The 19223-nt window shown below is 70.4% G+C and carries 16 protein-coding genes and 2 riboswitches; of the genes, 2 read left to right on the top strand and 14 right to left on the bottom strand.

Annotated features, from left to right (window positions below):
• Positions 1 to 222: 222 nt before the first annotated feature.
• The 12 genes from cobI to HHL15_RS01750 form a co-directional block, all read right to left on the bottom strand.
• A complete protein-coding gene (gene cobI, locus HHL15_RS01805) occupies positions 223 to 987 on the bottom strand; it encodes a precorrin-2 C(20)-methyltransferase (RefSeq protein WP_408065711.1) in 765 nt (254 codons plus the stop codon).
• Between the two features lie 12 nt (positions 988 to 999).
• Positions 1000 to 2313, bottom strand: coding sequence for a precorrin-6y C5,15-methyltransferase (decarboxylating) subunit CbiE (gene cbiE / locus HHL15_RS01800; RefSeq protein WP_169144090.1), 1314 nt, complete (start codon positions 2311 to 2313; stop codon positions 1000 to 1002).
• Positions 2300 to 3451, bottom strand: a complete 1152-nt coding sequence (locus HHL15_RS01795; protein ID WP_169144089.1) for a cobalt-precorrin-5B (C(1))-methyltransferase — start codon at positions 3449 to 3451, stop codon at positions 2300 to 2302. The genes cbiE and HHL15_RS01795 overlap by 14 nt, the downstream gene beginning before the upstream one ends.
• 8 nt (positions 3452 to 3459) lie before the next feature.
• Complete coding sequence (locus HHL15_RS01790; RefSeq protein WP_169144088.1) at positions 3460 to 4137, bottom strand: precorrin-8X methylmutase; 678 nt, start codon at positions 4135 to 4137, stop codon at positions 3460 to 3462.
• 10 nt (positions 4138 to 4147) lie between these two features.
• The gene (locus HHL15_RS01785; RefSeq protein WP_169144087.1) at positions 4148 to 4999 is read right to left on the bottom strand and encodes a sirohydrochlorin chelatase; all 852 of its coding nucleotides are present in this window, start codon (positions 4997 to 4999) and stop codon (positions 4148 to 4150) included.
• Complete coding sequence (cobM, locus tag HHL15_RS01780) at positions 4996 to 5802, bottom strand: precorrin-4 C(11)-methyltransferase (protein ID WP_169144086.1); 807 nt, start codon at positions 5800 to 5802, stop codon at positions 4996 to 4998. The genes HHL15_RS01785 and cobM overlap by 4 nt, the downstream gene beginning before the upstream one ends.
• A 3-nt stretch (positions 5803 to 5805) precedes the next feature.
• On the bottom strand, positions 5806 to 6432 hold the full coding sequence (locus HHL15_RS01775; protein ID WP_169144085.1) for an energy-coupling factor ABC transporter permease: 627 nt from the start codon (positions 6430 to 6432) through the stop codon (positions 5806 to 5808).
• Positions 6433 to 6655: 223 nt separating this feature from the next.
• A riboswitch (cobalamin riboswitch) is annotated at positions 6656 to 6876 on the bottom strand.
• 55 nt (positions 6877 to 6931) lie between these two features.
• Positions 6932 to 7279 carry a hypothetical protein gene (locus HHL15_RS01770; RefSeq protein ID WP_206198530.1) on the bottom strand — a complete coding sequence of 116 codons (348 nt, stop codon included), beginning with the start codon at positions 7277 to 7279 and terminating at the stop codon, positions 6932 to 6934.
• Positions 7276 to 7725 carry a MotA/TolQ/ExbB proton channel family protein gene (locus HHL15_RS01765; RefSeq protein WP_169144084.1) on the bottom strand — a complete coding sequence of 150 codons (450 nt, stop codon included), beginning with the start codon at positions 7723 to 7725 and terminating at the stop codon, positions 7276 to 7278. Before HHL15_RS01765 ends, HHL15_RS01770 begins: the two co-directional genes overlap by 4 nt.
• 3 nt (positions 7726 to 7728) lie before the next feature.
• Positions 7729 to 12102 carry a cobaltochelatase subunit CobN gene (locus tag HHL15_RS01760; RefSeq protein WP_169144083.1) on the bottom strand — a complete coding sequence of 1458 codons (4374 nt, stop codon included), beginning with the start codon at positions 12100 to 12102 and terminating at the stop codon, positions 7729 to 7731.
• A gap of 132 nt (positions 12103 to 12234) precedes the next feature.
• Positions 12235 to 12456, bottom strand: a riboswitch (cobalamin riboswitch).
• Positions 12457 to 12500: 44 nt separating this feature from the next.
• On the bottom strand, positions 12501 to 13403 hold the full coding sequence (locus HHL15_RS01755) for a DNA-3-methyladenine glycosylase family protein (RefSeq protein ID WP_169144082.1): 903 nt from the start codon (positions 13401 to 13403) through the stop codon (positions 12501 to 12503).
• Positions 13400 to 14275: a methylated-DNA--[protein]-cysteine S-methyltransferase gene (locus HHL15_RS01750; protein ID WP_169144081.1), complete on the bottom strand. Its 876-nt coding sequence runs from the start codon at positions 14273 to 14275 to the stop codon at positions 13400 to 13402. Before HHL15_RS01750 ends, HHL15_RS01755 begins: the two co-directional genes overlap by 4 nt.
• A gap of 260 nt (positions 14276 to 14535) precedes the next feature.
• Here HHL15_RS01750 and HHL15_RS01745 point away from each other — a divergent pair, with 260 nt between their 5' ends.
• Entirely contained in the window at positions 14536 to 16521 is a 1986-nt protein-coding gene (locus HHL15_RS01745) for a heparinase II/III family protein (protein ID WP_169144080.1), read from the top strand.
• Between the two features lie 49 nt (positions 16522 to 16570).
• On the opposite strand, the gene HHL15_RS01740 is transcribed toward HHL15_RS01745, so the two are convergent.
• Positions 16571 to 17422 carry an HDOD domain-containing protein gene (locus HHL15_RS01740; protein WP_169144079.1) on the bottom strand — a complete coding sequence of 284 codons (852 nt, stop codon included), beginning with the start codon at positions 17420 to 17422 and terminating at the stop codon, positions 16571 to 16573.
• Between the two features lie 260 nt (positions 17423 to 17682).
• Here HHL15_RS01740 and HHL15_RS01735 point away from each other — a divergent pair, with 260 nt between their 5' ends.
• Positions 17683 to 18537 carry an endonuclease/exonuclease/phosphatase family protein gene (locus HHL15_RS01735; RefSeq protein WP_169144078.1) on the top strand — a complete coding sequence of 285 codons (855 nt, stop codon included), beginning with the start codon at positions 17683 to 17685 and terminating at the stop codon, positions 18535 to 18537.
• Positions 18538 to 18588: 51 nt separating this feature from the next.
• On the opposite strand, the gene HHL15_RS01730 is transcribed toward HHL15_RS01735, so the two are convergent.
• Positions 18589 to 19110, bottom strand: a complete 522-nt coding sequence (locus HHL15_RS01730) for a gamma carbonic anhydrase family protein (RefSeq protein ID WP_169144077.1) — start codon at positions 19108 to 19110, stop codon at positions 18589 to 18591.
• Between the last annotated feature and the right edge of the window lie 113 nt (positions 19111 to 19223).

Here is a 19223-nt window from a genome sequence, read left to right as displayed (position 1 = left end):
CGTGAGCAGCGCAGGGGAGTCGTCCGCGCAGCGGACGACCGGGGAGGCGGGTCGCCTTCTTTGCCTCCTTTCTTGGCGAAGCAAGAAAGGAGGTCGCCCGCCGGGGCGAACTCCCGGCCAATCCAACGCTGAAAAACGGAAAGCCGCCCAGTAGAGGCACACCAGCTTTGATCTGACACCCGCGGGCGGCTGAAGCCGCCCTTGCACGTCCCCATAGCGCGCTTACAGCCGCTTCCTGCAGCCACGGCGCAGCTCGCCACGTACGCGCTCCGGGTTGCGGACCAGCAGCAGGGACAGGTAATTGACCTTCTCGCCGGCCAGGCCGGCCACGTCATGGACGATGCGTTCCTCGGGGGCGCCGACCTTCTCGATGAAGCAGGCGTGCTGCAACAGGCCGCGCTGGCGCAGCAGCTCGATCAGCTCGTCGAGCAGCGGTTTGACCTTGAGCAGCACCAGGGTGTCGAAGTCGTCGATCAGGCGGGCGATCACCTCGATACCGTAGGCGGCCGGGATCACCGCGAAGGTCTCGTCCTCTTCGGCCAGCGGGGTGGCGGTGATGGCGGCCGCGGCGGCGAAGGCGCTGACGCCGGGGATGGTGTCCACCTCGACCTCGGGGGCTAGCTCCCGCACCACCCGGGCCAGGTGGCCGAAGGTGGCGAAGGTGGAGGCGTCTCCTTCCACCAGGAACACCAGGTCGCGGCCTTCCCGCAGCAGCTCGACCGTGCGGGTGGCGGCACGCGACCAGGCCCGGGCCAGGGCGACCGGGTCGCGGGTCATCGGGAAGACCAGGGCTTCCGCGTCAGCGGGCACGTGCAGGCCGCCCCGCTCGACGATGCCGAGGGCGTAGGACGCCGACTCGGCCTTTTTGACCGGGTAGAGCCAGCGGGCTCCGGACTGCAGGGCATCCCAGGCCCGGCGGGTGATCAGCGCCGGATCGCCGGGGCCGAGGGAGGCGCCGATCAGGCGCCCGGGAGGACGGGGGGTCATCGTGCTCATCATTCAGATGGATTGGGTTTGAGCCGGGCTTGCCGCGGAGACGATCCACACCGGGTTCTGGGCGGCGAGGCGGTGCATGGCGAGGATGGGCTGGCTGCGCGCGGCCTGGAGCTGGATCACGTCCCAGCTGGCGCCGGCTTCAGTCAGCGTGGTGGTGGCGGTGGCCAGGTTCTCCAGGGTCACGAAGTTCATCACCAGGCGGCCGCCCGGGCGCAGGCGGGCCAGCACCAGGCGGATCAGTTCGGCCAGCTCGCCGCCGGAGCCGCCGATGAAGACGGCATCCGGGTCGGGCCAGGCGTCGAGGCCTTCCGGCGCCTTGCCTTCACTGAGGCTGTAGTTGTGGGCCCTGAAGCGGCGAGCGTTCTCGCGCGCATTGGCGGCGTCGCCGGGGTTCTTCTCGATCGCCCAGACATGCCCGCGGGGGGCCAGGCGGGCGGCTTCCAGCCCCACCGAGCCGGAGCCGGCGCCGATGTCCCAGACCACGCTGTCACTGCGCAGGCCGAGGCGGGCCAGGGACACGGCACGGGCTTCCTGCTTGGTGATGAGGCCCTTCTCGGGGGTGCGCTGCACGAAGTCGGCGTCATCGAAACCGAAGCGCGGCCGGCTGTCCGGCGGGCCGCAGCGCTCCAGCACGACGATGTTGGGATCGGCGAATTCGCGGGCGGCGGCGTCGGCGAGGCTCAGGTCCGCGTGCACCGACTCCTCCGGCAGCTCCAGGCAGGCCGCCACGGACAGGCGGAAGTCCTCGCCGTAACCCGCCGCGATCAGGGCGCGGGCGATGCGCGCCGGGTTGTTGGCGGGACTGGTGAACACCCCCATCAGCGGCGCAGCGGTGGTGGCTTCTGCGGCGGCCTGCAGCAGGGGGTAGAGCCCGTGGTCGGGCCCGGCGCCGGGCTGCCATTCGCCTGCGTCACGGCTGTGCACCGAGACGATACGCGCCGCCTGCCAGGGCTTGCCGAGGCGGGCGAAGGCCAACTGCAGGGTGGACACGGCAGGCAGCACCTCCACCTGGCCGGCGCCGAGTTTATCGATCAGGAAGGCACCGATGCCGTGGCACAGGGGGTCGCCGGTGGCCAGCACGACGCAGCGCTGGCCGGCGCCCCGCGCCGCACGGACCCACTCGGGGACACGGCCGAGAAGGCCGTCCATCGCCCGTTGTTCCACCCGGGAGGGGAGGCGGAGGGCAACGAGTTCAAGCGTGCGGCGGGCGCCGATTAACAGGTCACATTCAATCAGGTGGGCGCGGGCCAGATCGCCCAGGCCGGCCCAGCCGTCGTCGAGGATGCCGATCAGGCGGCAGGGTTCAGGCGAGTTCATGTTCTTCCAGGGTGACGATGGGCACGCCCTCGAAATTGCAGGCGAGCACGGTGAGGCGGTGGGGGCCGGGGTAGCGCTGGCGCAGGCTGTGGATGGCGCGGGCGGCGAGGGCCCGGTGGAAGGCCACGGCGAGGTCCAGCTCGGCCAGGCGTTCGGCGGCGAAACGGGCGGTCTCGGCGGCGCGGATCTCGTCCACCAGGTCGGGCGGCGCGCCCACCTCGGCGGCGGCGGCGGCGATCAGCTCCCGGTCCACCTCCTCGCGCCAGGCGTGGGTGACCGACAGGCCCTGGGCGATCTTGGTGAGCTTGCCGACCATGGCGCCGACGATGATGTGCTGCATGCCCTGCTTCACCGCGGTCTGGAAGGCGGCCTTGACGAAGTCGCCCATCTGCACGAAGCAGGCTTCGTCCAGCTCCGGAAAGCAGCGCATGGCGCACTTCTCGGTGCGCCCGCCGGTGGTGAACACGACGCTGGTCTGGCCCTGGTTCGCGGCCACGTCGACGGCCTGCACCACGCTGGCCCGGAAGGCCGCGGTGGAGTAGGGCCGCACGATGCCGGTGGTGCCGAGGATGGAGATCCCCCCCAGGATGCCAAGCCGGGCGTTGAGGGTCTTGGTGGCCATCACCTCGCCACCCGGTACCGAGATGGTCACGGCGAGGCCGTCGCCGGCGGCCAGGATGGGGGCGCCGGCGGCCCGCACGTTGTCGGCGATGTTGCGGCGGGGCACCGGGTTGATGGCTGGGCCGCCGACCTCCAGGCCCAGCCCGGACTTGGTCACCACACCCACGCCGGGGCCGCCGCGCAGCACGATCTCGCCAGCGGCGCCGGGCAGGCGCTCGACCTCGGCGGTGAGATGGGCGCCGTTGGTGGCGTCGGGGTCGTCACCGGCGTCCTTGATGCTGACCGCCCGGGCCCGCAGGCCGTCGGTCCACCCGTCGGTGATGGAGAAGCGCACCCGCTGGGTGTTGGGCAGCACGCACTCGATCGCCTCCGGCACCCGCCCGTGCACCAGCCCGAGGGTGGCGGCGGCTGCGGCGGCAGCGGAGTTGGCGCCGGTGGAAAAGCCCGTGCGGTTGCCGCGATCCCGCTTGGGGTCGCCCTTGCGGACTTTTTCGGGGAGGACGTGGCCGGCTGTCATGGCAATCCTCAGGCGTCCTGGCGCTGGCGCTCTTCGGCCAGGCCAAGCAGGGCGTGGAGGGCCGCCACCACCAGGGTCGAGCCGCCCTTGCGGCCGCGGATCGCCACCCACGGCACGTCGGCCACGTCCATCAGCAGGTCCTTGGACTCGGCGGCCGACACGAAGCCCACCGGCATGCCGATCACCAGGGCCGGCCGGGCGCCTTCCTCGCGGATCAGGCGGACCAGCTCGATCAGCGCAGTGGGCGCGTTGCCGATGCCCACCAGGGCACCGTCGAGCAGGCCCAGGCGGTGGGCCTTGCGGATCGCCTGCACGGCGCGGGTGGTGTCCTCGGCGCGGGCGGCGGCGATCACGTCCGGGTCGGAGATGAACTGGTGGGTGTGCATGCCGAAGTGGCCCAGGCGCGGCGCCGACAGGCCGACGCAGATCATCTCCACGTCGGCCACCACCGGCGCGCCACCGGCCAGGATGCGCGCCACCCCGGCGTTGATGGCGTCCGGGTGGAAGGCGGTGAGGCCGTTGAACTCGAAGTCGGCGTTGGCGTGGATCATGCGGCGCACCACCGGCCATTGCTCGGCCCGGTAACCGTGGTGGCCCACCTCCCAGTCGATGATGGCGAAGGAGTCATGCTCGATGGCCCGCCCGGCAGCGGTGAGTTGTTCGGTGACGGTGTTGAAGGTGGACATGGATGTCTGCCTATGCGTGGGCGTGGTGTTCGTGGCCGTGGTGGTGCAGGTGCTCCGCCTCGGCGGCCTGGCGGTACTTGCAACCGTCGCATTCGAGCAGCCCGCCCTCGGCCAGGTCGGCGCCGGCGACGCGGGTGTCGAGGAGGTCGAAGATGCCCCGGTCGAAACCGAAGTGCCCGCCCAGGGCAAAGGCGATCTGCGGGTACTGGGTGCGCAGGCGCGCCACCTGGGCCTGGATGCGATCGATCAGCACGCCGCTGAAGAGGTACACCGGCACGATGCAGATCTGTGCCATGCCCAGGCGCGCCTGGCGCTGTACCACGGTCTCGAGGCGTGGCCAGGTGACGCCGGTGAAGGCCAGGTCCACCAGCTCGTGCTCGTTGTCCTCGAACAGCCAGCGTGCCATGCGCGCCAGTTCGCCGTTGGCACCGGCGTCGGATGAGCCTCGGCCGAGCAGGATCACCCCGGTGGTCTGGGGGTCGGGCACGGCCAGGGCATGCATCAGGGCGTCGAGCTGAGCCTGCAGCACGGCGAGGATCTCGCGGCCCATGCCGAGGTGGCGGGTGCAGCTGAAGCGCACCCCCGGGTGGCGCTGGCGGGCGGCCTCGACGGCGGCCGGCAGTTCCATCTTCACGTGGCCGGCGGCGTTGAGGATGAAGGGCAGCACCACCACGTGGCGGCTGCCTTCGGCGGCACGGTCGAGGCCTTCGTCGAGCAGCACCTCGGCGTGCTCGATGAAGCACACGTCGATGCGCCGGCCGACGTGGCGCTCGCGCCACTGGGCGGCAAAGCTGAGGATCTCGTTGTTGCCGTCCCGGTTGCGGGAGCCGTGGCCGACAAGCAGCAGGGTTGAGTCGTTCATGGGGTCATCTCCGGGGAGGCGGTGGGCAGGCTGGCCTTGCGGAAGCGGTGGCCGAAGGCGGGGTCGTAGAGCTTGGAGCGGGCGAGGGTCGGCCAGTCGGCGGCGCTCAGGGTGGGGCCGGCGACGATCATGGCCTGGCTGGCGATCTTCGCGTCCTGGCAGCGCCGCTTGATGTCGGCGAGGGTGCCGCGGACGATCTTCTCCTCGCCGGGCCAGCTGGCCTTCTGCACCACCAGCATGGGCGAGTCCTCGGCCCAGCCGGCGTTACGCAGGGCCCGCTGGACTTCGTGCAGCAGGGTGATCGACAGGAAGATGCAGAGGGTGCTGCCATGGGCGGCCAGGGCTTCGAGGGACTCTCCTGGCGGCATCGGGGTGCGGCCCTCGACGCGGGTCAGGATCACCGTCTGGGTGACTTCAGGCAGGGTCATGCTCTCGCCGGCGGCGGCCATCGAGGCGAAGGCCGAGGACACGCCGGGCACCACCGCCCATTCGATCGCGGCGGCGCTGAGCGGCCGGGTGAGTTCCTGCAGCGCCCCGTAAAGGCCGGGGTCACCGGTCTGCAGGCGGACCACCGTGGCGTGCCGGGCAGCCTGTTCGAGCAGCCAGGCGGTCATCTCCTCCAGGGTCATGTCCTTCGAGTCGCGGATCTCGCAACCGGGCGGCGAGAACAGGGTGGCCGCCTGGTTGACCAGCGAACCGGCGTACAGGATCGCGCCGGCCTCGGAGAGCAGGCGGCGGCCCTTGAGGGTCAGCAGCTCGGGATCACCCGGCCCGGCGCCGACAAACCAGATCTTGCCGCTCATGCTTCAGTGCGCCCGGGCGGCGAAGCAGAGGCGCAGCACCGGGTGTGCCGGCCGGCCGTGCAGGGTGCGCAGGACGAGCAGGGTGACCAGCGGTTCGATCGCCACGATGGCCGCGTAGGACAGGGCGAAGGCAGCCCAGGCAGAGACAGGGGTGGCGACCTCGCCGATGGCCAGCCAGAAGCCCACCATCAGGGTCACGCCGCTGTAATAAGCCGCGTCCAGCTTGAGGATGCTGCGCACCGAGAGGGCGCCGAGGCGCTTGCCGAGGGTGGCATGCACGACGACCAGGGGCAGGGCCAGGGACAGGAAGTTGATGCCCAGGTGGACCAGATCGGTCGGCTCGAAGAGCAGGCCCTGCACCAGCAGCCCGACGGCAAAGCCAAACAGGGCGGGCAGGAAGCCGAAGGACAGGTAGATCGGCATGGCGCCGAGGAAGTGCAGCTCGGATGGGCCGACCCGCAGGTGGAAGGCCTGCATCGCCAGGCTGAAGAACACCGCGGCGAGCAGGCTGCGGACGATCAGCTGCGGCTGGCGCAGGAGGTGGACCGACTGGCTCCCCAGCAGGGCGATGGCGCCGGCATTGGCGGCGAGGATCTTGGCATTGGCGACGTACCCCGGTTCGATGTGCATCTTGCTTCCCTTCGTGACGGATGGACGAAGTGCGGCAAGGCAACGGGGGGCAGGAAGGACAAACGAAAAAACGGACCGGTGGCCAGGGGCCGGGCAGGCACATGCCGGGATCGGGAGCGGTTCAACGCGGGGTCATGACGGGTGCATGACGAGCGAAGAACGGACGGACGAAGCGGCTGGGCGAACCCATCGGTCGGTTCCGCCCACACCCCGGGGCCAATACCACACCACAACGTCAGAGGCCGGTCTTCTGGCTCGCCTTCTTCCTCGTCTGCCAACCTTCCCGCGTGCTGGGCACGCAGTGGCGTAAAGCAGAGTTGTCAGGCTTACAGCAGCGGGGGCTGCGCCGGAATGGGCGTGAGGGCTGGCTCACGACTTCACCGGACTTCCCGTTTCACCTTGCCCGCGGAAAGCGGGCTCGGCACCTGTGACGCGGCGCAGTCTAACCGCATGCACCGGGACGGTGCAAGCCTTCCGCTAGGGAAGGACGCTGGAATATTCAGGGTGCAGTCTTGCCCGCAGCAGGCTCGATCAGGATCAGCTGGCCGGTCTTCGGATCGCGGAATACCTCACCGACCCGGTCCATGCCGGCGCCGGCCTGGCCCTGACCGTCGGCCGGGCGTTCGATGGCGCGGCCCTTGTCCACCGGCCTCGGTGTGGACAGGGCGCCCTGGGTGCTGGCGGCCAGCGCCGCGAGCAGGCCGCAGGCGAAGACCAGCATCACATCCACCAGATTCACCAGGCTGGCCCGCGGGTCTTCGTCCCGGTCGTCGAAGCGGGCATCGAGGCGCGAGTAGAGGCGCAGGCGCTTGCGCGGGGGCTTTTTTTGGGGATGGGCCGCCTTCATGCGTCGTCCTCCAGCTCCAGGGTCTCCAGCAGCTCCTCGTACCAGCGGCGGCGCAACTTGCCGACCACCAGCCCGCCGATGCCGGCGACGAGGCCCAGCACGGTGGCGTCGAAGGCCACCGTGACGGCGCTGGCCAGCTCGCCCGGGTTGCCCTGGCCGAGAGCGGCGAGGCCCGGTCCGAGAGGAATGATGGTGGCCATCAGGCCCAGCATGGGAGGAATGCGCGCCAGCAGATCGGCCCGCTCCAGCCGGTGGCGGGCGATGCGCTGGATCAGTGGCAGATCGCCGGAGGCGGCGAGGCGCTGGAGGCCCCACAGCCGTTCGCCGACGGCCAGCCCCGCTTCGGCGAGGGCGATGGCGCAGGCGGCCACCAGGGCCAGCAGGGCCGGGGCGAGGAGCCAGGTGACGGCCTGGTGCAGCCAGGCCAGGGAAACGATGTCGTGCATGGATCAGCCTTTCTTGGGGGAAGGAATGCGCCGGCTCCAGGCGAGCCCGAGCAGGAACAGCAGGGGCGCGCCGGCCAGCAGGGCGGCGGGAAGATCCGGCGCGCGGGTGGGCGGCCGGGCGTGGAGTTCGAAGTAGCGCGCAGGGGGCGTCTCGGCTGGAGGCGGAGGGGCTTCCGCGGCGGGCGGCGGTTTCTGCCCGGCGGCCGCGACCGCCTTCTGCGTGGTGGCGGCTGCGGCGCGGGGGCCTGGCGCCGGCATGGCGGGTGTGGATGCAGCCGCGGCCGGCAGTTCGCCGCGGGCCCGGGCCAGGGCCACGCCGAGGGCTTCTGCGTCAGCCTGGTCGATGCGTGGCGCGAGCCAGGTCCACATGGGGTGATTGGGCGCGGTGTGGCCACTGCCGGGCAGGCCGTTCTTCGCTACCAGGCGGGCCAGCTCGCCACCCATCTGGCGCAGGGTGGCCTCGTCGGCCTGCCAGAAGCCCTTCTCGGCAGCCACCATGAAGATGGCCAGCATCTGCGCCTTGACGTGGGCGTTGTGGCCCTGGGCCAGGAAGCGCGGCAGGCCGAGCTTCTGCTTGTCGTCGAACCAGGTTTCCTTGACCTCGTCCCAGGCCCACTGCTTGATCAGGTCGGGCCGGGTCACCTGCCAGCCCCACAGGTTTTCGAGGAACTCCTGGCCCATCGTGCGGGCGCCGGCATAGCCGTGCTTCATCAGGGGCTTGAGCCACTCGGGGTTGAGGTAGCGGCCGCGCAGTTCCGACAGCAGGGCGGTGGCGAGGGGTTCGACGGCTGGGTGGGCCGGGTCGGCGTGCTGCAGGATCAGGCCTTCCGGGCGACGCCCGGTGAGGGTTTCGACGCCCACCGAGAGACCACCCAGGTAGTCGAAGGCGTCGTTGTTGTCGAGCAGCCCGTAGAGGTTGCTGGCGCGGCCGTGGTAGCTGCGGGCGACCCCGGACAGGGCCGTCTCGAAGGCCTGGTGGGCGGCGTCACCGGCACTGTCAAGGCCGTAGGCGTGGCCCATGCGATTGAGGTAGACGCGGCCCAGCTCCTCGCGCTCGCGCCAGGCGCCGGAGCGTTCGGCGAGGCGGTTCACGCCGGCGCTGTAGGCTCCCGGGGCGTCGCCGAAGATGCGCAGCGCGGCGGCCCGGCCAGCGTCGACGGGGGGCAGGCCGTTGCGGGCGAGCTGCGCGGTGCGGTCCATCCAGGCCTGCGCCGCCAGGTTGTCGGCGAGGGGCTGGCTGCCCTGCGCGACCTTGCCGAGGGGCGCCAGGGCGGCGGCGAGGGCCTCGGCCAACTCCGGGTGCTGGCGCGCCAGCACTTCACCGGAGGCGGCCAGGGCCAGCCGCCCGGCCCGGTCGATCTGGTTGAGGAGGTTGGGGTAGAGGTCGCGGAACAGGCCCGAGGTGGTGACGATCACGTCACGCCGCGGCGTGTCGGCCAGGAGGCGCACGTCGGTGACGATGCCGCGGGCGTTCCACACCGGCTCGGCACCGAGCAGGGACAGGCAGAAGGCGACCATCGCCCCTTCGTCGCGCACCGCGTCGGAGGCCCACAGGATCACCGCGTCGCTGTCGGCGGTGCCGACGGCCTTGCGTGGGCGGGCCATGGCCTGTCCGGCCAGGCGGGCGCCGAGGGCCTGGCCCAGGCGGGTCGGCAGGATGTCGCCGTCCACCGCGTGGAAGTTGCGCCCGGTGGGCAGGGCGTCGGGCGAGCGCAGGGGGTCGTTGCCCTTGCCCGGCGGCACGAAGCGGCCGGCCAGGCCGGCGAGCAGGCCTTCCATCTCTAGGCGTGGCGAGTCGGCCAGGCGCCGGGCGATTTCGTCGTCGTAGCCGCCGGCCACCTGGGCCATGGAGTCGGCCATCAGCTTGAGGGATTCCTGCGTCCAGTCCTGCCCGAAGACGTGCAGGCCGTGGGGCATGAACTTCTCCTGCAGCTTGGTGAGGTAGTGGCCGACCTCATGGGCCAGCAGGTCGTCGTCGGCGTCCTCGAAGCCGATGCCGCGCACCTCCAGCACGTCGGCCATGGAGGCCTCCAGCTCGGCCCGCAGGTTGAGGGCCGTCACCTGCTGGCGCATGGTGTGGGCGGCCTGGGCCTTGAGGCTCTCGCTGTTGGCGGCCTCGAAGCTCTCCACCACCTGGCGTAGCTCCAGCAGCTTGTCGTAGAGCGGCGTGGCCGAGAGCGGCGGGGTGAGGTGGTCGACGATCACCGCGAGGCCCCGGCGCTTGGCCTGGATGCCTTCGCCGACGCCGTCAACGATGTAGGGGTAGATGCCCGGCAGATCGGCGGCGATCAGGCTGGGGTAGTCGTCGGCGGTCAGGCCGACGGCCTTGCCGGGCAGGAATTCATAGGTGGAATGGCGGCCCAGGTGCACCACCGCGTCGGCCCGGAAGACGTCGCGGATCCAGTGGTAGAAGCCCAGGAACTGGTGCGGCGGCGACACGCTGGTGTTGGCGTGGAGCAGCTCCTCGTCCACCTCCCAGCCCCGCGGTGGCTGGGGGCCGACGAAGATCTTGCCGAAGCGCAGGCCGGGCACCAGCAGGCGGCCGTCACTGACCATCACCTTGCCGGGCGCCGGCCCCCAGCCGCGCAGGCCTTCGATGCCGTGGCCGACCAGGCGCAGGGCCAGGGCGGAGAGGCTGGCACAGCTGCGCCGCGGGGTGTCGGCGAGGCAGTCGCGGTAGCCGTTCTCGAGCTCGCGCAGGCCGGCGATGGCCTCGGCCCGCCGGGGATGGTCGGCGCCTTCGGCGAGGTGGTGGAGTTCCTTCATGGCCGACTCCACCCGCTTGCGGCCCAGGCTGCGTTCCCCGGCCCGCTCGGCTTCGAGCACCTCGGCATGCAGGCGGCCGAGGGGGCCGGACACCATCTCGCCCTGGACCCGCTCCGGCAGGGTGCCGAACCAGCGCCGGTAGTCGGCGGCGGAGAGGCCCTGCACCGTGCGCGACAGCTCGCGCAGGGCGGTCTTGTCCTCCGGCAGGTTGACCCCGTGGGCCATGATCTGGTCGAGCAGGGCCTCGGCGGAGGCGGGCAGCTCGCCGGTGTCGTAGCCCTCGGCCTTGAGGCGCTGCAGCAGGGTGAACAGCGAGGCCGGCACGTCCAGGTTGTCGGCGCCGATGTTCTGGCGGCCCGGCGGATGGTTGTAGTAGATCACCGCCAGGCGCTTGTCCCCGTTGGCCTTGGCGCGCAGTTGCTGCCAGCGCACCACGCGGCTCACCAGGCGCTGCACCTCGGCGGGGATGGCTTCGGTGCGGCGTAGCTCGACGCCGGTCTGCGGGTCGATGCGGCCGGCACCCACGGCGGATACGACGACCGGCTGGCCGATGCCCTGCAGTTCAGGCAGGGCCACCCGGTACTGCACGGAGTCGACAGGCAGGCCCTCGGCCGACAGGCGCCACTGGGTGGCGCTGCGCTCGGTGAGGCGGAGGGCCTTGAGCACTGGCACGTCGAGTTTCCTGAAGGCTTCGGTGACGGCCTCGCGGTTCTCGGCGGCGCCCACCACGAAGTCCTGGATCACGACTAAGGCGGCAGGCCGGGCCGGGGCCAGCAGTTCCGGCAGGCGTTCCACCGCCTCCCGTGAGCTGCCACCCCAGCGGGTCAGCACCTCAGCGCAGGGCAGCCCCTGGCGACGGGATTCGGCACACAGGGCGGCGGCGCTGCCGGATTCGATGTTGGACAGGTCGAGCACCGCGAGGGCCGGGCCGGCGGGCAGCAGGCCGGCCTTCCAGGCGTCGGCGTCGAGGCGTTCCTGGTCGCCGACGCGCAGGCGCAGGGTGGGCTCGGGGCTGGGTGGGGGCAGGGGCTTGCCGTCCAGCAGGTGGGCGAACAGACGGGCCAGGTTGTCCTTGCCACCGGCTTGCCAGGTCTGCCGGGCGGCGAGCCAGCGGGTGGCGGCCGGGTGGGTTGCAGCCGCGGCGAGGGCCTCGGTGGCGGGCGTCTCGGTGGCGGGCGTCTCGGTGGCCAGCTGGCGCAGCGTTTCGGCTGGGAAGGTCGCCAGGCTGCCGGCGCGGCTACGGCTCAGCAGGCTGAGGCGCTGCTCGCCGTTCATGGCCAGCACGGTGGTGGCACGACTGGCCGGCAGGGCGTCGATCAGGCGGCGGGCCGGATCGCCGAAGGCGGACACCGCCAGCACTGCATCGGCTTCCAGCCACTGGCGCAACTGGCGGTCGCTGGCGGCCATCAGCTGGGTCGGAGTGCGCAGCTGGATGCGGTCGCCCGGATGGCGGGCGAGGTGTTGCCGGGCGGCTTCAACGGCTGCCGGGGCAGCCCGGTCGGTAACGACTCCGAACAGGCTGGCGGCCGGCGCCGGCAGGGCATACAGGAGGGCCGCCGCGGCAAGAAGCCGGCGGACAGGGGCGCTGCGCAGCGGGAGGGTGATGGACATGTCTTCGCGATTCCGCAACAGGGCGGGCACACGGAGACGGAGCGGAACGAGAGCACGGGACGAGGCCGGCGCGACGGGCCGGGGATCGTGGAGGAGCGCTTCGCTCGCCACGCCCACACCCCGGGGCCCGGCCGAACAGGAGGTCCTCGGGCCGGTCTTCTGGCTCGCCATCGTTCTTCTCCGTCCGGCCTTCCCGGGCAGGGCCCAGTGGCATGAGTGGACGGAGTCGTCAGGCTTACAGCAGCGGGGGCTGCGCCGGAATGGCCTGGGTGCCTGCGCACCGGGGCTTCACCGGACTTCCCGTTTGGCCCGGCCGCAACATGCGACACAGGCACCCGGAGGAACAGGGCCGAAGCCTACGGTAAAGCCTTGCACCGGGCAAGGCGCGCGGCGGCGGCTCAGGCCTGGATCTGCCACAGATGGGCGGCGACCAGGGAGCGCCAGGGGGCGAAGGGGGCCAGCCAGGCGTCGGTGTGGCGCGGGTCGGGGTGCGCTGCGTCGCCCTCGCCGCCGAGCAGCTGGCCGAGGCCGCGGCGCACCGCGGCGTCGCCGTGCAGGGAGGCGTCGAGGTGGCCGAAGCCGCGCAGCAGGGTGTAGTCCACCGTCCACGGGCCGATGCCGCGCAGGGCCAGCAGGCGTTCGCGGAGCAGGGCGGGGGCGGCCGATTGCGCCCACCAATCGTCCAGGGGCAGTCGCCCGTCGACGATCTGGCGGGCAATCTCCAGCAGGGTGGTGGCCTTGCTGCGCGAGAAGCCGGCAGTGCGCAGTTGTTCCTCGGAGAGGGCGGCCACGGCCTGTGCGTCGGGATAGCAGGCCAGCCCGTCGGTGGTGTGCAGGGCGGTGGTCTCGATCAGGCGCCGGCGGATGCCGAGGGCGGCGGCGACGCTGATCTGCTGCCCGGTGACGGCCCAGCTGAGCGCTTCGAAGGGGCTCGCCGCCTGGCTCAGGCGCAGGCCGGGGCGCCGGGTCAGATGAGGGCCGAGCAGGGGATGGCTGCGCCAGGCCGCCTCGAACGCTTCGACCGGCTGGTCCAGTCCCAGGAAGCGGCGTCCCCAGGTGGCTAGGCCGCTGCGTTCTGATGGGCTGACGGCGCTGATCCGCAGGCTGGCCGTGTTGCCTTCAAAGGACACCTCCAGGCGTGCCGGCGTGCCGTGCCAGACGATGCCCTTGCGGAGCGTGCCGCCCGTGACCTGCTCGGCCAGCCCCAGGCGGTCGCGGCTGTGGAAGGCCAGGAAGTCTGCCTGGCGGTAGGCGGGCGGCAGCGTGAGCGTGACCCAGCCGGCGTCCTGGCTGGCTTTCATGCCGCGGGCTCGTGGCCGGCTTCGCGGCGCAGCAGCTCGGCCTTGCGCGCGATGCCCCAGCGGTAGCCGGCCAGGGCGCCATCGCTGCGCACGACCCGGTGACAGGGGATGGCGACGGCCAGCACGTTGGCGGCGCAGGCGCTGGCCACGGCGCGCACGGCTCGCGGCATGCCCAGCTGGCGGGCCAGTTCGGTGTAGCTCAGGGTGCTGCCTGCGGGGATCCGCATCAGGGCCTCCCAGACCCGTTGCTGGAAGGCGGTGCCGCGGATGTCGAGGGGCAGCAGGTGGGCGCCCGGGCCGGGGGTCTCCATGAGGCCGGCAATGCGCGCCATGTGCCGGGCGAACTCCGGGTCGTCGCCGATCAAGCGGGCTTTCGGGAAGCGGTCCTGCAGCTCCTTCACCAGCTGTTCGGGGTCGTCGCCCAGGGCGATGGCACAGATGCCGATGGGGCTGGCGGCCACCAGCAGGGCGCCGAGGGTGCTCTGGCCCAGGGCGAAGCGGATCTCGGTGTCGACGCCGCCGGCCCGGTAGCGCCCGGGCGTCATGCCAAGGCGGCCCGGCGCTTCGGCATGGAAGGCGGCGGCCGAGGTGTAGCCGGCGTCATGCAGGGCGGTGGTGACGGTGACGCCGGGGCGCAGCCCGTCGCGGACCCGCTGGGCACGCAGGGCGGCCGCATAGGCGGCAGGGGTGACGCCGGTGGCGCTCTTGAACAGGCGATGCAGGTGAGACGGGCTGACGCCCAGGGCCTCGGCCAGAGCGGTCAGGCGCGGGGCCTGGTCCGCGGCTTCGAGCAGGCGGCAGGCCTGTTCCACCAGCCCGGCCTGGCGTTGGGCCAGGGCCTGGTTGTCCGCAGTGCGTGTTGCGATGTCCATCTCTTCCTCCTTGCCAGCACGTGCCCATCAATGTAGCCGGCACCGCGCGCACGCGCATCCGGGATCTTGCTTTCCGTGGCAGGAAGGCCGCTGGAATGCGGGGGGGCAGAGTCGGATGGTATTTGCGGTATTGATGATTTTTAAGAATTTAAAGAATTTCTCCCGATAGATGGCACTTATCACAGTTTGCCAGGAGGCCTGCGGCTATGATTTTTTCCGTCGGGTGCTGATGCCCGGAGTGGATAGAGGAACAGGGAGTAATGGAAGCAATGTCGAGCCTGACCCGGGTAGGGTGGTACTGGAATCAATTGCGCGGCCTGTCCGCGGACATCGTCGAGCGGGCGGGCTCCAGCGCCAGCCGTGCGATGACCCGCCGGCCGGTGGTGGACACCGTACCCCTGCCTCGCCCCGTGCTGCCCGAGCCGACCTGGCTGTCCTTGCAGGTCCCATCCCGCCGCGGGCTGGTGCTGCGGCGTGCCGATGAATTGCTCAAGGGCACGTGGCGCCTGCTGTCGCGGCCCGTCGAGCTGGCCTTTCCGCCCGAGTGGAACCGCAATCCGGCCAGCGGGGTGGGCGTGCAGTTGAGCGTCGGCCGGCGCTTCTCGGTGCGCGACATCGAGACCACCGGCGACTACAAGTATCTTCTTGAGATGCATCGTCACCGGGAGCTGGTGGTGCTCGCCCAGGCCTGGCAGATGAGCGGCGAGCGGCGCTACCTGGATGCCCTGGGCGACCTGCTGGGCAGCTGGTTTGCCCAGTGCCCCTTTCCCCATGGTGCGGCGTGGTCGTGCCCCGGCGAGGCGGGCATCCGCCTGATCAACTGGGCACTGGCCTGGCAACTGGTGGGTGGGATCCGCTCCCCGCTGTTCGACAATCCGGTCGGCAAGGTATTGCGTACCGACTGGCTCAACAGCGTGTGGCGCCATGCCGAGTTCATCGATGCGCACCCGGGGAGGCGGGCCCTGGGGGATAACACGCGCATCACCGAGCTGGCCGGTTTGTATATTGCCGGCGCGACCTGGCCCCATTGGGACGAGGCCGCCAGCTGGTGCAGCACGGCCCGGGAAGGGCTGGAGAAGGAAGTCCTGCAGCAGGTCGGCACCGATGGTGTGTGCCGCGAGCAATCGATCGGCGTGCAGCAGACGGTGTGGGACTGCCTGATGTTTGCGGGCCTGGCATCGCGCAGCACCGACACGCCGTTCTCGGGCAACTATTGGCAGCGCCTGGAGGCCATGCTGGAGTTCCTGGCGGCGATCATGGATGCCGGTGGACATGTGCCGCAGCTCGGGGACACGGACAGCAGCCAGATTTCCGGGCTGGCACTGGGCAGTGGCAGCTGCGCCTTCCATGCCCAGCTGGCGACAGGTGCCCTGCTGTTCCGCAACGCGTCCCTGGCGCGCAAGGCAGGGGTGGTTGATCCGGTGACCGAGTGGCTGCTCGGCGAATCGGCCTGTGCGGAATTCGACGGCCTGATGCTGCAGGGTGCCGTCGCTACGCCGCGGACCGATTTTGCGGAGGGCGGGGTGTATGTGCTGGGCTCCAGCCTCGATACCCCGGGCGAGTTTCGCGCCGTGGTGGATGCCGGGCCTCTCGGTCTGGCCGGCGTGGCGGCCCATGGACATGCGGATGCGCTGTCCTTCACCTTGTCGATCGCCGGCCGGGAATTTCTGGTCGATCCCGGCACGGGCACCTACCTGGGAGCGGAGAGCTGGCGCAACGGTTTCCGCGGGACGGCCATGCACAACACCCTGAGCCTGGACGGGGACGACCAGGCGGTGTCTGGCGGTCGCTTCGTCTGGACCCGGCGCTACCAGGCCCGGGTGGTCGAACGTAGCAGCGATGCCGGTGACGAGCTGCTGGTGGCGGAGCACGACGGCTACCGGCGCAAGCCGGGGCGACCGGTGCACCGCCGGGCCTGGCGGTTCGAGCGCCACAGCGCGACCCTGTCGGTGACCGACAGCGTGTCCGGCAACGGCCTTCAGGATGTCCGCCTGCACTGGCATTTCAGCGAGGAGTGCAGCGTTACGTGCATGCCCGAGGGCCTGCACGTGAGCAACGGGCCGGTGTGCCTCGAGATGCTGTTGCCGCCGGGAGGGGAGGTCAGTGTCCTGCACGGGTCCGAGAGCCCACTGACAGGATGGGTGTCCCGCGGCTATGACCAGCGTGTGCCGAGCACCACGGTGATCTGGCGGGCCCGGCTGGCGGCAGGTGCGCCGGTGGAAACCGTCTTCAGGCGTCTGTGTTGAGCGGAGCTGGCGGATTGCAACAGGGCAGCGGAAGCTGCCCTGTGTCGTTTCAGCCCTGGGCCGGGAAGAACAGGGCTATCACCGAATCCTGCTCACCCTCGGCAATGCCGCGGATGTGGGCCAGCTTGTCGGTGTCGAGTTCGAGGCTTGCGGCCACCATGGGGTCGATGAGGGCCAGGGCGGCCGCGTCGGGCTCTGCCTCTCCGCCAGTGGCGAGGATCTGGTTGGCGATGTGGATCAGGGCGGCCTCGGTGACGTGGGGGCCCGCCAGCGCAGGCCGGATCTGGGCGCCGATGGCGGCGGCAAAACCATTGGGCAGATGCCAGGCGTTGGCGAGTGCCGCGCCCACCTCGGCATAGTCGCAGCCGACGATCTCCTGCTCCATCTCGTGGACCGGGGCCTGTGCCTTGTGGGCCGCGGCGAGGGCGGCGTCGGTGGCCTCGGGGGCCGCCTGGAACATCACCAGGTGGCCGATGTCAGCCAGCAGCCCCTCGACGAACATGCGTTCCGGGTCGCCGGTGCCCAGCGTCTTGGCGCCCGCCCGCGCCGCCAGGCCGCGGAACACGCAGTCCTTCCAGAACTTGATCATGTGCATGCGCGCCGGGCGGACGCCCGAAAAGGCGCCGATTACCGAGGTGCTCAGCACCAGATCGTGAACCTGCTGCATGCCCATCAGATTGACCGCCCGCCCGATGGTTTCGACCTTGCCGGGGAAACCATAGAGCACGCTGTTGACGGCCCTGAGGACCCGCGCCGTGATGCCCGCGTCGCTGGACACGGCGTTGGCCAGGTCCTGCACGGAGCTGTCCGGGTCGTCGAGCAGGGCGCGGATGCGGTGATACACGGCGGGCAGGCTGGCCAGCCTCTCGACGCAGGCAACAAGCTCCTGGGGAGTACTCATGGCGATCATTCTCTGGCGGGTGACCAGAGGGTTTACGGCGGTGGGGGGCGGCTCTTGAGTATCAGGCTGGAATTCGCCGGTTTTGCCTTTCGTGACAAAAATCCTGTTTCGATCAATGACATGCGTTACTTTCGGCAATTGCGCACGCTATTGCGGGTTTTGCGCGGGAGCGGCCCAAGGCGGCTTGATATCCTCCTGCCTGTCAGTCCGGCCAGGAAAACTCCCGTGCCGGGATGCGTTCACGGAGAACGGATTTTTCGATGAAGCTATTGAGCTGGAACATTCAATGGGGACGCGGCGCCGACGGCGTCGTGAATCTTGATCGCACCATTGCGGCAATCCGGATGCTGGGCGATTTCGATGTGATCTGCCTGCAGGAAGTGGCGGTGGGCTTTGCCGGACTGCAGGGAGGTGTGGCGGTGGACGGGGTGGCCCGGCTCGCAGCGGCCTTTCCGGGCTACGCGGTGCATTTTGCCGAGGGCGTGGATCTGCCGGATGGTGCAGGCGGGCGCAGTCGCTTCGGCAACCTGAGCCTGTCGCGCCTGCCGGTTGGCCAGGTCTTCCGCCACAGCCTGCCGCGGCCACCGGAAGAGGGCATGCCGAGCATGCCGCGGGTGTGTCTGGAGCTGGTGGTGGACGGGCCGCAAGGCCCCTTGCGGGTGCTCAACACCCACCTGGAGTACTACTCGCGGATCCAGCGCATGACCCAGATCGCGGCGCTGCACACCTTGCAGTCCGACGCGGTGCGTCTGGCCGGCATGGCGCAGGCAGATGGCCGGGAGCGCAGCGACTCGCCCTTTGCGGTGTGGCCGAGGCCTGCGTCGGCGGTGATCTGCGGAGATTTCAACTGCGAACCGGGCAGTCCGGAGTATTACCGGATGACCGCGCCGATCAGCGCCGATGTGTCGGGCTGGGAGGATGCCTGGTGCGCCTGCTACGGGGAGATCCCGCACCTCGGCACGGTCGGCCAGAACGGTGCCGAATGGCCGGACCGCCCATATTGCTGCGACTATTTCTTTGTCAGTGCCGACCTGGTGGATCGCATCGAAGCGGTGGCGGTGGACCAGGCCACCGCGGCGTCCGACCATCAGCCGGTCATGCTGGCCCTGCTGTAAGCCCGGTCTCCCCGGCCTGTGCCCGACGGGGCCGGGCCGGGGGCAGGCGGCTCAGAGCTTGACCAGATCCGCCTGGTAGCGCAGCGCGTTGGCGACGTAACCGTCGGCGCTGGCCTGGAGGCGGCTGATCTCGTGGTCGGTGAGCTCGCGGATGATCCGGCCCGGCGAGCCGCAGACCAGCGAACGGTCGGGGATCACCTTGCCTTCGGGGATGAGCGAGTTGGCGCCGATCAGGCAGTGCTTGCCGATCACCGCGCGGTTGAGCACCACGGCGTTGATGCCGATCAGGGAGCCTTCCCCGACCGTACAGCCATGCAGCATGACCTTGTGCCCGACGGTGACATTGGCGCCGATGTCGAGGGGCACGCCGTCGTCGGTATGCAGCACCGAGCCGTCCTGGATGTTGGTGTTCTCGCCGATGGTGATGGGGTCGTTGTCCCCACGCAGGATCGCGCCGAACCACACATTGACGTTCTTGCCGAGACGCACGTCACCGATGACGGTGGCGGTGTCGGCAATCCAGACTCCCTCCTGCAACTGCGGAGCACGCTCTCCGAGGCGGTAGATCGGCATGTTATTTTCCTGTTTTAGTGAAGTTCAGCCGTGCCGCCGAATGGCCAGCCGAAGAGCGCGCCATAATAACAGGGTAATGCTGCAGCGCAAGCGGAAAATCGGTGTCACGACAG

Origin of the sequence: Zoogloea dura (assembly GCF_012927165.1) — a bacterium.
Classification (GTDB): Bacteria; Pseudomonadota; Gammaproteobacteria; order Burkholderiales; family Rhodocyclaceae; genus Zoogloea; species Zoogloea dura.
Note: the sequence above shows the minus strand (reverse complement) of the source record. Positions and strands in the feature narration are given on the sequence as shown.

Coding starts and splice junctions, on each gene's coding strand:
- HHL15_RS01755 (WP_169144082.1), bottom strand. CDS start 13,403: ATGAAAGCCAGCCAGGACGCCGGCTGGGTCACGCTCACGCTGCCGCCC.
- cbiE (WP_169144090.1), bottom strand. CDS start 2,313: ATGAACTCGCCTGAACCCTGCCGCCTGATCGGCATCCTCGACGACGGC.
- HHL15_RS01730 (WP_169144077.1), bottom strand. CDS start 19,110: ATGCCGATCTACCGCCTCGGAGAGCGTGCTCCGCAGTTGCAGGAGGGA.
- HHL15_RS01770 (WP_206198530.1), bottom strand. CDS start 7,279: ATGAAGGCGGCCCATCCCCAAAAAAAGCCCCCGCGCAAGCGCCTGCGC.
- HHL15_RS01760 (WP_169144083.1), bottom strand. CDS start 12,102: ATGTCCATCACCCTCCCGCTGCGCAGCGCCCCTGTCCGCCGGCTTCTT.
- HHL15_RS01750 (WP_169144081.1), bottom strand. CDS start 14,275: ATGGACATCGCAACACGCACTGCGGACAACCAGGCCCTGGCCCAACGC.
- HHL15_RS01790 (WP_169144088.1), bottom strand. CDS start 4,137: ATGTCCACCTTCAACACCGTCACCGAACAACTCACCGCTGCCGGGCGG.
- HHL15_RS01740 (WP_169144079.1), bottom strand. CDS start 17,422: ATGAGTACTCCCCAGGAGCTTGTTGCCTGCGTCGAGAGGCTGGCCAGC.
- cobI (WP_408065711.1), bottom strand. CDS start 987: ATGACCCCCCGTCCTCCCGGGCGCCTGATCGGCGCCTCCCTCGGCCCC.
- HHL15_RS01775 (WP_169144085.1), bottom strand. CDS start 6,432: ATGCACATCGAACCGGGGTACGTCGCCAATGCCAAGATCCTCGCCGCC.
- cobM (WP_169144086.1), bottom strand. CDS start 5,802: ATGAGCGGCAAGATCTGGTTTGTCGGCGCCGGGCCGGGTGATCCCGAG.
- HHL15_RS01735 (WP_169144078.1), top strand. CDS start 17,683: ATGAAGCTATTGAGCTGGAACATTCAATGGGGACGCGGCGCCGACGGC.
- HHL15_RS01745 (WP_169144080.1), top strand. CDS start 14,536: ATGGAAGCAATGTCGAGCCTGACCCGGGTAGGGTGGTACTGGAATCAA.
- HHL15_RS01795 (WP_169144089.1), bottom strand. CDS start 3,451: ATGACAGCCGGCCACGTCCTCCCCGAAAAAGTCCGCAAGGGCGACCCC.
- HHL15_RS01785 (WP_169144087.1), bottom strand. CDS start 4,999: ATGAACGACTCAACCCTGCTGCTTGTCGGCCACGGCTCCCGCAACCGG.
- HHL15_RS01765 (WP_169144084.1), bottom strand. CDS start 7,725: ATGCACGACATCGTTTCCCTGGCCTGGCTGCACCAGGCCGTCACCTGG.